Here is a 12,311-nt window from a genome sequence, read left to right on the forward strand (position 1 = left end):
CCTCCTAGCGGAATGCGAGGACGCGGCGCACGGCATCCTCGATCTTCTGCGGGGAAGGCACCCAGGCGCGCTCGAGGTTGCGGGCAAACGGGATCGGGCTGTGCGGCGCGGTGACCATCGCCGGCGGCGCCTTGAGACTGGTGAAGGCCCGCTCGGACACCATCGCGGCAATGTCTGCGGCCAGGCTGCAGCGCGGCGGGCTTTCATCGACGACGACAAGACGCCCGGTCTGTTCCACCGATTCCAGGATCGCATCCTCGTCGAGCGGGCTGGTCGTGCGCAAGTCGAGCAGGTCCATGCCAATTCCATCGGCACCCAGCTTGTCGGCCGCCTTTTCCGAAAAGCTCACCATGCGCCCGCAGGCGACCACGGTGACATCCCCGCCTTCGCGCACGACGCGCGCCTCGCCGAAACGCTGGCGAAAATCGCCATCAGGCACTTCACCCTTCACGCCATAGAGCGTCTTGTGCTCGAAGAACATGACCGGATCGTCGCCGCGCAGCGCTTCGGTCAGCAGGCCCTTGGCATCCGCCGGGGTCGTCGGCAGGACGACCTTGAGGCCCGGCATCGAGGTCAACATCGCATAGACCGACTGGCTGTGTTGCGCTGCTGTCTGCATGCCGGCGCCGTAGACCAGCCGCACGACGGCGGGGCACTTGGTCTTGCCTCCGAACATGTAGCGGAACTTGGCCATCTGGTTCCAGATCTGGTCGAGGCTGACGCCCACGAAATCGGCGAACATCAGTTCGGCAACCGGCCGCTTGCCCGAAAGCGCCGCGCCTGCCGCCGCGCCGATGATCGCGCTTTCCGAAATCGGCGTATCGATCACGCGTTCAGGGCCGAATTTCTCCCAAAGACCCGGGCTGGTACCCCAGATGCCGCCAATCGCCTCGGGACCGCCGGCGGTGCCGTTACCGCCCACGACGTCCTCGCCCAGAACGATGATGTCCTCGTCTCGCTCCATTTCGGCGTGGAGCGTACTGACGATGGCCTCGCGGATATTCATGACTGCCATGACGAGGCTCCCTCAGTAGTATTCGACATAGACGTCGTCGGCGACGCCTGCGGGATCGGGCAGATCGTCGGCCCGGGCCTCGGCTACGGCCTCGTCGATCAACGCTTCGACTTCGCTGTCGATGGCATCGAGCTCATCCGCCGAAAGGAGCACGGCCTCGGTCACCCGCGCGCGGAAAGCCTTCAGGCAATCTCGCTCCTCGCGCAGACGGTCGAGTTCGCCCTTGCCGCGATAGCGCTGGGGATCGCCCTCGAAGTGGCCATAGAAACGCTCGGTGTCGAGCTCGATGGCGGCCGGACCGTTGCCCGCCCGGACATATTCGAGCAGCTGTGCAAAAGTGGAATAAGTATCGAAGTAGTCGCAGCCATTGGCCCGCCACGCCTTCATGCCGAAGCCCTCGGCACGACTGGCGATATCGTTCGACGTACCGACCGCGTAGGCATCGCCGGTGTGCTCAGAATAGTGGTTGTTCTCGAAAACGAAGATGGCCGGGACCTTGGTTACGACCGCGAGGTTCATCGCCTCGAAGGTGGTGCCCTGATTACAGGCGCCGTCACCCGAAAAGGCGATGCCGACCCGTCCCTTGCCCTGCAGGCGCGCGGCAATCGCCGCGCCGACCGCCTGCGGGGCACCGCCGCCGACGATACCGTTGGCACCCAGCATGCCCACTTCAAGGTCGGCAATGTGCATCGAGCCGCCACGGCCCTTGCACAGCCCGCCGGCCTTTCCGTAGATCTCCTTCATCATGCCCTTCACGTCGCAGCCCTTGGCGATGCAATGACCATGGCCGCGGTGCGTCGAGACGATCTTGTCGTCCACGGTAAGCTGGTCGCAGATGCCCACGGCAACTGCCTCCTGCCCGGCATAGAGATGGGTGAAGCCGGCAATCTCGCCGGTCTTGATTTCGTCGTGCAGGCGTTCCTCGAACGCGCGGATCGTCTTCATCCGGCGATAGGCACCGAGCAGTTCGTCGCGATTGAATTGCATGCCCTCTCCCCGGCAAATGCGTGTGGCTAGATATCGCCCGGCTGCTTTTTCCCGGGTCCGTAGATGTAATCGTCGAGTGCGGAGTGAAAGTGCCTGATCCGCAGTTCCTGGTCCCCGATCCAGAGTCCCGGAAAATGATCTGACTGCATGCCCTGCTGCACAGTCGGCAGGTTGAAGGCATCCTGATCGAGCACCTGCCCGATTGTCTTGTCACCGTGACGGAAGCGCTGGTGGCGCACGCGCTCGGGCCATTCCTCGCCTTCGGGAACGAGCTCGAACATCCAGATGTCGTAATACATCTTGTTCGGGTCGCTCGCGTGCGGACGCTGGCGGAACAGCATGATATCGTCGGCATGCACATTGACCGAGATGTTCGGGAATATCAGGTAGTGATAATCGTCGGTCAGCTGATCGTCGTTGAGTTCGGAATAGTCCTTGCCCTGCTCGGCCCCGTGTTCACGCTTGAACAACTGGACGTCACGGCGAATATCGCTGACGCGACCTTCATATTCGGCCGGGTCCATGCCGGCATTGACCATGATCTCGTGAATGGCCGGCGGGATCTGGCTGGGCATGGCGACGCGCGGACTGATGGCCGCGAACGGGATCAGATAGCGGCTGTGCTTGCCATAGCAGTCGATCTGGACGTTGATGTCATCGAGATACCACTTCAGCTGCGGGTGAATGCCCTGCACGTGATAGGTCTCGTTGAAGGCATCGACCGATGTCTTCCAGTTGCAGTCCCATTCCACGGTTATGTCGCGTTTCCACGCCATGCGCTCGGGATGATAGGGCTCCAGATGCTGACGCATCGGCGCGATGAAATCGTCGAACGGCTCTACCTCGGGATCGAGCGAGAACCACACGAAGCTGTTCCATTCCACGCAGGGCAGCGGCGTGGCCGTCATTCCGGGAGGGCCGCCCTGGAAGAAGGTGCATATGTCCGGAATGTGCTCGAGCTTGCCGTCGAGACCGTAAGTCCAGTGATGGTACATGCACTTGAAATTCTCGGCATTGCCGCGCCCTTCGGGACGCAGGCGATTGCCGCGATGCAGGCAGACATTGGGGAAGCATCGCACCGATCCGTCGACCTGACGCACGATGAGCACCGATTCCTTCCCGATGTCGGTGCAGATGTAGTCACCCGGCTCCCTGATATCGTCCGAGCGGCCGCCAAGGAGCCAGACCTTGGTCCAGACCCGTTCCCATTCGAGTTTCATGAACTCGGGAGAATAGTAACGTTCGGCCGGGATCAGCGCGGTACCCAGCTCCGGATCGGGTGCCTTTTCGACCGGGGTTCCGTTGCCGGTGGTCTCCGGGTCGACACGCGGCACATCGACGACGCGTTTCACGTCCATCGCTGCCGCGTCCCATCCCATGACATGCCGTTTCATCAGAAGTGCGTCCGGTTGGTATAGCCCCCGTCGACAACGAGGTGCGATCCGTTGCACCAGCTCGCCGCCTCGCTGGCGAGGAAGACGATGGCCTTGGCCACTTCGTCGGGCCGACCGAGGCGCCCCATGGGCTGCTGGCGAAGCTGGGCATTGTAGAATTTCTCCATCGTGCCCTTGATCATGTCCCAGTTGCCGCCTTCGAACTCGATCGGCCCGGGGGAAACGACGTTGACGCGAATGCCGTCCTTTCCGTGGAACAGAGCGAGCTGCTTGCCCCAGGTGACCAGGCTGGCCTTGAGAGCGTTGTAGGGTTGCGGCCCGCCCATCGCTTCGAGCACGGAGGTCGTCGCAATCAGGACGATCGACCCCTTGCCCTGCTCGGTCATCGTCGGCACGACGCCTTCGACTGCGCGCACGGCGCCCATCAGGTCCAGTTCGAAAGCATTGTACCAGTACTTCTCGGTGCCCATGCCGCTGCCGGCCGAAGTGAAGGGCACCAGGATGTCAACGCCATCGAGCTCTTCGATCGCCCATTCGATCCAGGCCTTGTACTCGTCCGGCTGCCTGGCATTCGCCGGCTTGCCAACCACGCGGGTGCCGTACTTGCTCAGTTCGGCGACGGCGTCCTTGACGCTGTCTTCGCTGCGCGCGGTCAGCGCAATGTCGCAGCCTTCACGTGCGAGAACTTCCGCGACGGCATAGCCGATGCCGCGTGCGGCCCCCACGAGGATCGCTTTCTTGCCTGCCAATCCCAGATCCATCTCACCTCGTCCTTGTCGTTTCCCGGGTCGCGACTTTCTTGCCCTGCGACCGCCTTGCATTTTCATCCCAAGCCTAAAACCTTCGGCCCGCCCTGCGCAATAAAAAAGACAGTCACGACTGCTTTTTATAGTTTAGCGCAAAGGCATCATGCTGCCTGCAATTCGGCAATGAGATCCTCGCGCAGGCGGAACTTCTGGATCTTCGAAGTCGACATCGGCCATTCCTCGACGAAGCGGACATGGCGGGGCACCTTGAAGCCGGCAATGCGGCCTTTGCAGTGTTCGATCAGTTCCTGCTCGCTGACGCTTTCGCCTTGCGCCAGTTCAACGAAGGCAGCGGGCACTTCGACATAACGTTCGTCTGGAAGACCGACGACTTGCGCCAGCTTCACCGCGGGATGGGTCTGCAGCATGGCCTCGATCTCGGCCGCTGCGACATTCTCGCCGCCGACCTTGAGCATGTCCTTCAGCCGGCCATGGAACATCACGTTGCCATCGGCATCGATCGAGCCGATGTCACCGGTATGGAACCAGCCATCGCGGATCGCCTCAGCGGTCTTTTCCGGGGCATTGTAATAGCCCTTGAGCACGTTGGGACCGCCCAGCACGATCTCGCCACGCTCGTCCGGTCCGCAATCGACACCGGTTTCGGGATCGACGATCCGCACCTTCCATTCATCCAGCGGTACGCCGCACCGCCCGGTGCGGACTTCATAGCTGTCGGAGAGACGGCTGGTCGAAACCGTACCGGCCGCCTCGGTGAGGCCATAAGTACCTACCTGGATCGTGTGCGGCATCGCTTCGGCGACGGCGAGCTTGATCCATTCGGGCTGGACCGCGAAGTTCGAATTCATGACGCGCAAGCGCGAAAGGTCCGTCCGTTCGAAACTCGGGTGCGTGATCAGGCCCTGCATGATCGTCACGAAACTGGGGTAGGCGATAGTTGCCCCCTCTCGGCCCAGCATCTCCAGTCCGACGCCGGCATCGAAATGGGGAATGGTCATGTAGGCACCGCCCAGATCCAGGATCATCGTCATCGGCAGGATGCCCGCAATGTGGAAGATCGGCAGCGGAGACCAGACCTTGTCCTGCGAAGTGCACTCGTAACGCACGCCAAGGTTGCGGCTGTTCGCCACTTGCGCCCGGTGACTGATCATCGCGCCCTTGGGGTTGGCGGTCGTTCCCGATGTGTAGAGGATCATCGAGGTATCGCCGGGCTGCACGGCATCGATGCGCGCATCGATCTCGCGTTCGGCCACCGCTTCGCCTGCCCCCAGCGCAGCCTTGGCAGGAACGAGATAAGACGCGCAGTTGTCATCCAGACAGACCACGTTGCGCAGGCGAGGCGCCTCAGCAAGGGAAAGGTGCCAGGGGTCCTTCTGCTCGACGAGCGAAGGCATCGCTGCCTGAAGCCGGCAACCGAAATCAAGGTTTTCGGCAACCTTGCCGGTGGTGATCACTGTCACGAGATCGGCATTGTCCACCACATAGCCCAGCTCGCTGGCCTGGTAACGCGCATTGACCGGCACCGCGACGGCCCCGGCCATGGTGATCCCGTAGAATGCCGTGATGAAATCGACGCAGGTGGGCAGGAGAATGCCGACGTGTTCGCCGGGCTTCACACCCATCGCCACCAGCGCCCTGGCCCAATCGCGCGCAGCCCTGTTCAACTCTGCGTAGCTCAGCCGCCTGTCGGGGAACACGATCGCATCGCTTTTGGAATGACGCTCCGCCGAAGCACGGATCATCGCACCCATTGTCAGGATCGGCTTTCCATCGCCCATCGCCTGTTCTCCCAATCTTTTTTTTGCCCGCGATGCGCCCGTCGATCGACGAGTCAGGCCGGGGCTGTTCATTTGCAGCGAGCTTACCAAGGCAAATGGAAAATACAATCATTCATGTCTGTTTTAATTTTAGAAGTGCGGCGCGTTCCGGAGAGGCGATTTCCGCCAGCAGCGCAGGTCTCTGGCGACTCGCCGTGCTTGCGCTCAATATTGCATTGGGATTACAGGGCCTGTCCAAACAGATAGCCGCAGCCTTTCGCGGCTCGATACTATCAGGCGAATCACATGGCCCTCTCGCGCACCAAGTCGACCCGCACCGCCAAGGCAGCACCGAGCCGCAACACCGGCGGCACGCTGCAGGCCGCCAAGGCCGCACAGACGCGCAGCCGGTTGATCGAGGCTACGATCCGCTGCCTGGTCAAGTACGGCTATGCGAATACGACGACCCCGCGCGTTGCGCAGGAGGCGGGACTGTCGCGCGGTGCGATGATGCACCATTTCGAAAACGGCGCAGCCCTGATCAAGGCCACGATCATCGAGTTGCACGAGCGCCGACTGCGCGCCTTTCGCCGCGCCGCGGAAAAGCCCGAACACGATGTCGACAACCTGACCGAGACTTACTGGGCACAGGTTCAGAAGCCCGGTTTCATCGCCTTCCACGAACTGGCCGTTGCCGCGCGCACCGACAAGGAGCTGTCCGACATCCTGGTGCCGCTGCAGGAGGAATTCCGGGACCGCTTCAATGATCAGGCACAGGCGCTCTTCCCCGAGTGGCGCAGTTCGCCCGAAAAGTTCGACCTGGCCATGAACCTTTCGCAGACGATTCTCGAAGGCATGTCCATTGCGGTCCAGACAGGCGCGATGTCGTCCGAGAAGGTTCCGGCGATGCTGCACCACTTGGAAAACCAGATTCGCGAGCTCATGCCGCGCGAACAGTCCTGAGCACAAACATCGCGGGCTTGTGCGCCTCGACAGAAGCCCGATAACCTTAAAAACAATCTTGTTTGTCTTTTTGGTGCTCTGGCGTTACGTTGCTTTCCGGCAGAGGGAACAAACGGCGCAGTCCGGCCCTTGCCGTTGATAAGCAAGGACAAACGAATTGAGCGCCCCAAAGACCTTCGAACCCAAGATCTTCCGGCCCGAAGACGACGGTCCCGACCGGCCGCGCCGGGGCCTGGACGACGAATCGCTGCGCACGCAGACGACGATCTACCGCGACGACCTGCTTGCCGGGCAGACCATGCTGATCACCGGAGCCGGGAGCGGCATGGGCAAGGCCGCAGCCTACCTCGCCGCAAGGCTGGGGGCTCAGGTCGCAATCTGCGGGCGTGACCCGGACAAGCTGGACACCACGGTCAAGCTGGTGCGCGAAGAGACCGGCAGCGAAGTGCTCGCCGTGCCTACGAACATTCGCGATCCGGAAGCGGTCGAGGCGCTGATCGACAAGGTGCACGGCCACTTCGGCGGCATCGACACCATCGTCAACAATGCCGGCGGGCAATTCCCGCAGGACGCCATCGACTTTTCCCGCAAGGGCTGGCTGGCCGTCATCGACACCAATCTCAACGGCACCTGGTGGATGATGCAGGAAGCCGCCAAGCGCTGGCGCGAGATCGGCAAGCCGGGCAACATCATCAACATCGTCGCCAACGTCGAGCGCGGCATGCCGCAGGCAGCGCACACCTGCGCCGCGCGGGCCGGGGTGATCTACCTGTCCAAGACGCTGGCGACCGAATGGTCGCGCTGGAACATTCGCGTGAACTGCATCGGTCCCGGCGTGATCGAAACCGAAGGCTTCCGCATGTACCCGGAAGAGGCGCTCGCCCGCTTCCACAAGGCCAACCCGATGAAGATGCGCGGCAATGCCTGGGACGTGGCCGAAGCTATTGCCTATCTTTCTTCGCCTGCCGCCCGTTTCATCAATGGCGACCTGCTGATCATCGACGGCGGACAGGCGCAATGGGGTGTCATCTGGCCGGCCGGGATGCCGGACTATTTCAGCGAAGACGGCGCGGCCTGAAGCGCCGCCAAACCGTCAAAGAAACGAACATAGACGAAACGGGAGAAAAGGATGGGCCGGGTAGAAGGCAAAGTCGCGCTGGTCACCGGCGGCGGATCGGGACTGGGCGCTGCGGATTGCGAAGCCCTGGCGCGCGAAGGCGCAACCGTGGTGGTCACCGACGTTAAGCTTGAGCCCGCGCTGGCCGTGGCCGACCGGATCGGAAACGGCGCACTCGCGATGGCGCTCGACGTTTCCGACGAAGCTCAATGGATCGCGGTCATGCAGGAAATCGAGGCGCGCTTCGGTCGGCTCGACGTGCTCGTCAACAATGCTGGCGTCGTGCTCAATGCCGATGTCGAGGACACGACCCTGGAGCAGTACCGCTGGGTCAACGCGATCATGTCCGACGGTGTGTTCCTTGGCTGCAAGCATGCAATCCCGCTGATGAACCGCAACGACGGCGGTTCGATCATCAACATGAGTTCGACCGGCGCCCTGCTCGGCTATCCCATCTTTTTCGCCTATTCCGCCGCCAAGGGCGCAGTGCGGGCGATGACCAAGTCGATTGCGGTCATGTGCCAGGAAAAGGGCTACAAGATCCGCTGCAATTCAGTCCACCCCGGCGCGATCGAGACACCGATGGTGCAGACCGCTGAAGGCCGCGCGCCGCAGGAGGTGGCCGAAGGCGTATTGCCCCCGGGAACGCCGGGTCACCCCAAGGACGTCGCCGCCCTCGTTCTGTTCCTGGCCTCGGATGAATCGCGCTTCATCAACGGCGCAGAAATGGTCATCGACAACGGCGTGACAATCCGCCCGTTCTGATCCGACCCCAAGAAATTCGTCGCTGCGAACTTCCTTGGGGCGGTTCACAGCGACGACGGGAAGTGCGCAAGGCTGGTCTCCAAGCCCTCGCTTCTAGTTTTCCATCCAGCGATCCAGTTCCTTGTGGAAGTGGCGCAGGCGCGCTTCCTGTTCGCACCAGAGCGGACCGCGAAATCCCCGTGAGCGCGCGCCCTTCTGGACGATCGGCAGCAGGTCCGAGTCCTGGTCCAGCACTTCACCCATCCCCGGCGGCTCGCCAAGGCCGGTATGCACGACTTCGGGCCGCGTCGCGCCGGTCACGTCGACGTCCTCGCCCAGCCCCATCCAGCCCGGGGCCCCGTAACCGGGCGCATCGACATGGCGGTACATGATCGTGGTGTCGTAGGTGAACTGTTCCGGATCGCTTTCGTGCGGCTTGAAGCGATGGAGAAAGACCGCCTCGGGGTGGCAGCCGATCTGCATGTTGGGGAAGATCCCGAAGATGGTGCTGTCGGTCAGCTGCGCATCGGAGAAGTGCGAGTAGTCGAGTCCGATCTTCGCGGCCCGCTCGCGTTTGGCACGGGCTACGGCCTCACGGCTTTCCATCGCCGTGCCCGAGAAGCTTTCCGGATCGATACCGGCGTCTGCCAGCAGCATGGCTATGCCCGGATTGATGCCCTCCTGATCGGGAAAGTGCGAATTGGGCTGCGCCATCGGCACGAACTGGCGGCTGAGGCCACCGGGGAACAGGTCGATATGGGTGCGATCGTCGATCACGCCCATCGTCTGCGGGTGGATCGCATGGAGATGATAGCTCTCGTAGAAAGCATCGATCCCGCCCTTCCAGTTCGCCGCCCAGTCCGACCGGCGATGCTGGACGACATGCATCAGGTCGATCCGATAGGTTTCCAGCATCGGCAGCAGGGGGCCCAGATACGCCCTCAGCGGCGGCACGTCATCCGACATCGAGATGAACACCAGCCCTACCGCTTCCTCTGCGCGCACCGTCGAAAGGTCGGTGCCGTGGCACAGGACTTCCGGCCGGAAAGTATCCTCATCGGTGATCTTCCGGTTCTTGCCGTCCAGGCCGAAGCGCCAGGAATGGAACGGGCAGGTAAAGCTGTCCTGACTACCCATCTCGCCCGTCACCAACTGACTGCCGCGATGAGGGCAAACGTTGTAGTGGGCGGCGACGGAACCGTCGTTCTGCCGCACCACGATGAAGCTCTCCGGGCCGATGTCGAACTTTACCCAGTCGCCCGGTTCGGGCAGGTCGCTTGCCGGTGCGGCGAGCAGCCACGTCTTGGTGAAGACCTTCTCCCATTCGCGCGCGGAGAACTCGGGCAAGGTGTAGCGGATCGGGTCTGGCCGCTCCGTGCCATTGTCGATGGCAGGGGCCGGCTTGTCGAAGGGATGCTGAGAGCCCTTGTGAACTGCCCAGCTTCTGGGGTCGTAGTTCACGCGCTCTTCTCCCCTTTCATCCGGCGATCCAGCTCGGCGTGGAAGTGGCGCAGACGGCCTTCCTGCTCGCTCCACAGGGGACCGCGAAATCCGCGCGAACGCGCACCCTTCTGGACAATCGGCAAGAGGTCGGAGTCCTGGTCGAGCACTTCGCCCAGACCCGGTGGTTCGCCAAGCCCGGTGTGCACGATCTCCGGGCGCGTGGCGCCCGTTAGATCCACATCTTCCCCCAGTCCCATCCAGGCCGGAGCACTGTACCCCGGCGCGTCGACGTGCCGATAGAGGATGCAGGTGTCGTAAGTGAACTGGTTGGGGTCACTCTCATGCGGGACGAAGCGATGGAGGAAGATCGCTTCGGGATGGCACCCGATCTGTACATTCGGAAAGAGCGAGTAGACCACGGAATCGCTGAGCTGGCTGTCGCTGAAACGTTCGTATCCAAGGCCCAGTTCCTCTGAACGCTTGCGCTTGGCCTGCTGGACGGCCTCGCGGGTCTCAGCGGCTGTGCCATGGTAGTTTTCCGGATCGATGCCGGCGTCGCGCAGCATGAGCTGGATCCCCGGGTTGACCGTCTCCTGATCGGGATAGCGCGCGGCAGGCTGGGCGAAGGGAACGAACTGGCGGGACAGGCCACCCGGCCACAAGTCGATCTGGGTGCGATCGTCCATCAGGCACTGGGTCTGCGGATGAACTGCGTGCAGGTGGTAGATTTCCGCGAAGGCATCGACGCCGCCCTTCCAGTTCGCGCCCCAGTCGGACCGGCGGTGCTGAACGACGTACATCTTGTCGATATCGTAAAGTTCAAGCTGCGGCAGGATCGGGGCAAGCCACGTCTGCAACGGCTCGATCTGCGGATCCATCGAGATAAACACGAGGCCGACCGCGACTTCGCAGCGCACCGAAGTCAGGTTGCGGTCGTGGCACAGCACTTCGGGGCGGAAGGTCTCTTCATCCGTAACCGCGACATTCTTGCCCTCAAGGTCGAACTTCCAGCTGTGGAACGGGCAGGTGAAGCGTTCGAGCGATCCGAAGTCGTTCGTCACCAGCTGGCTGCCGCGGTGCGGGCAGACATTGTAGTGCGCGCGGACCTCACCGTCGTCGCCACGCACGATGATGAAACTTTCCGGGCCGATGTCGAACTTGAAGAAGTCGCCCGCCTCGGGGATGTCGGAAGCAGGACCGGCAAGCAGCCAGCTCTTGGCGAAGACCTTGTCCCATTCCTCGCGCATGAAGTCGTGATCGAAATACCGTTCAGGCGCGGGGCGGCCGGTGCCGTTGTCGATCTGCGGCGCGCGTTCGTTGAACGGGTGGGGCGCGCCGACATGGATGTTCCAGTCGTCGAAATCGAGCTTCATCATGGTCATCCCTCTCCATTTGGGATTTGTAACGGCGTTTGACCTTGCCGTCCTGATCCTTCCCCGGTCCGTCTTCCAGTCAGTCCGAATCCGATGGGGGTAGACTTGCATTAAAAAACAGTCATGATTGTTTTGCAAGATGCTTTGCGAATTGTTCGATATTCAGCGGCACGGGAGAGACGAAAGATGAGCCTGACTTACGGAAAGACATTCCAGATCGCCTATGTCGTGCCCGATGTGGACGCGGCGATCGATCACTGGACCGGCGCGATGGGTGTCGGCCCCTTTTTCGAATTCCCCCTGCCCCTGCCCTTCGAGGAACTGGCAGTGCGCGAAGAGGCCGTTCCGCTCGACGCCGACATCTTCGGCGCGATTGCCGTGAGCTACAGCGGCGACACGATGATCGAGCTGATCCAGCCGGGCACTGCCCCCTCCACCTATCGCGAATTCCTGGAATCGGGACAAAGCGGGGTCCACCACTTCGGGACATTCGTGGACGACTACGAAGCGTGCATGGCGCGCGCGCGTGCACAAGGCGTGCCGGTCCTGCTGGAAGGACGCCTGCCGCTTTCGCGCTTTGCCTACCTCGACACCGCCCGCCCGGGTCTCAGCCCGATCATCGAGATCATCGAGCCCTATCCGGCCATGCACGAAACATTTGCCATGATCCGCGAAGCCGTCGCCACCTGGGATGGCAAGGATGCGCGGCGAGCGCTGTAACGCCGCCGAGAGCGGAAAGGGGCGGACTGGC

Annotated in this window: 11 protein-coding genes; 4 read left to right on the forward strand and 7 right to left on the reverse strand. The window is 62.4% G+C overall.

The genetic code is table 11. The features are described 5' to 3' along the window. Positions 1–4: 4 nt before the first annotated feature. The 5 genes from B5483_RS11900 to B5483_RS11920 form a co-directional block, all read right to left on the reverse strand. The gene (locus B5483_RS11900) at positions 5–1,015 is read right to left on the reverse strand and encodes an alpha-ketoacid dehydrogenase subunit beta (protein ID WP_054945123.1); all 1,011 of its coding nucleotides are present in this window, start codon (positions 1,013–1,015) and stop codon (positions 5–7) included. Between the two features lie 12 nt (positions 1,016–1,027). Beyond that, positions 1,028–2,002, reverse strand: coding sequence for a thiamine pyrophosphate-dependent dehydrogenase E1 component subunit alpha (locus tag B5483_RS11905; protein ID WP_054945124.1), 975 nt, complete (start codon positions 2,000–2,002; stop codon positions 1,028–1,030). 26 nt (positions 2,003–2,028) lie between these two features. Further along, positions 2,029–3,396: an aromatic ring-hydroxylating oxygenase subunit alpha gene (locus B5483_RS11910; protein ID WP_245829070.1), complete on the reverse strand. Its 1,368-nt coding sequence runs from the start codon at positions 3,394–3,396 to the stop codon at positions 2,029–2,031. After that, entirely contained in the window at positions 3,396–4,157 is a 762-nt protein-coding gene (locus tag B5483_RS11915; RefSeq protein ID WP_079730507.1) for an SDR family NAD(P)-dependent oxidoreductase, read from the reverse strand. The genes B5483_RS11910 and B5483_RS11915 overlap by 1 nt, the downstream gene beginning before the upstream one ends. A 146-nt stretch (positions 4,158–4,303) precedes the next feature. Then, a complete protein-coding gene (locus tag B5483_RS11920; protein ID WP_079730508.1) occupies positions 4,304–5,941 on the reverse strand; it encodes a class I adenylate-forming enzyme family protein in 1,638 nt (545 codons plus the stop codon). Positions 5,942–6,226: 285 nt separating this feature from the next. Here B5483_RS11920 and B5483_RS11925 point away from each other — a divergent pair, with 285 nt between their 5' ends. The 3 genes from B5483_RS11925 to B5483_RS11935 all read left to right on the forward strand — a co-directional run bounded on the left by B5483_RS11925 (position 6,227) and on the right by B5483_RS11935 (position 8,765). Then, positions 6,227–6,883, forward strand: coding sequence for a TetR/AcrR family transcriptional regulator (locus B5483_RS11925; protein ID WP_054945127.1), 657 nt, complete (start codon positions 6,227–6,229; stop codon positions 6,881–6,883). Positions 6,884–7,040: 157 nt separating this feature from the next. Continuing rightward, positions 7,041–7,961 (forward strand): SDR family oxidoreductase, encoded by a 921-nt coding sequence (locus B5483_RS11930; RefSeq protein WP_054945128.1) that lies wholly within the window; start codon positions 7,041–7,043, stop codon positions 7,959–7,961. Between the two features lie 51 nt (positions 7,962–8,012). Continuing rightward, positions 8,013–8,765 carry an SDR family oxidoreductase gene (locus B5483_RS11935; RefSeq protein WP_079730509.1) on the forward strand — a complete coding sequence of 251 codons (753 nt, stop codon included), beginning with the start codon at positions 8,013–8,015 and terminating at the stop codon, positions 8,763–8,765. A 93-nt stretch (positions 8,766–8,858) separates the two neighbouring features. On the opposite strand, the gene B5483_RS11940 is transcribed toward B5483_RS11935, so the two are convergent. Together B5483_RS11940 and B5483_RS11945 are read right to left on the reverse strand one after the other, a co-directional pair. Continuing rightward, on the reverse strand, positions 8,859–10,205 hold the full coding sequence (locus tag B5483_RS11940; protein WP_079730510.1) for an aromatic ring-hydroxylating oxygenase subunit alpha: 1,347 nt from the start codon (positions 10,203–10,205) through the stop codon (positions 8,859–8,861). Then, positions 10,202–11,560 (reverse strand): aromatic ring-hydroxylating oxygenase subunit alpha, encoded by a 1,359-nt coding sequence (locus tag B5483_RS11945; RefSeq protein WP_079730700.1) that lies wholly within the window; start codon positions 11,558–11,560, stop codon positions 10,202–10,204. The genes B5483_RS11940 and B5483_RS11945 overlap by 4 nt, the downstream gene beginning before the upstream one ends. A gap of 186 nt (positions 11,561–11,746) precedes the next feature. Here B5483_RS11945 and B5483_RS11950 point away from each other — a divergent pair, with 186 nt between their 5' ends. Beyond that, positions 11,747–12,280, forward strand: coding sequence for a VOC family protein (locus tag B5483_RS11950; RefSeq protein WP_054945131.1), 534 nt, complete (start codon positions 11,747–11,749; stop codon positions 12,278–12,280). Positions 12,281–12,311 lie beyond the last annotated feature (31 nt).

The organism is Novosphingobium mathurense (assembly GCF_900168325.1).
Classification (GTDB): Bacteria; Pseudomonadota; Alphaproteobacteria; order Sphingomonadales; family Sphingomonadaceae; genus Novosphingobium; species Novosphingobium mathurense.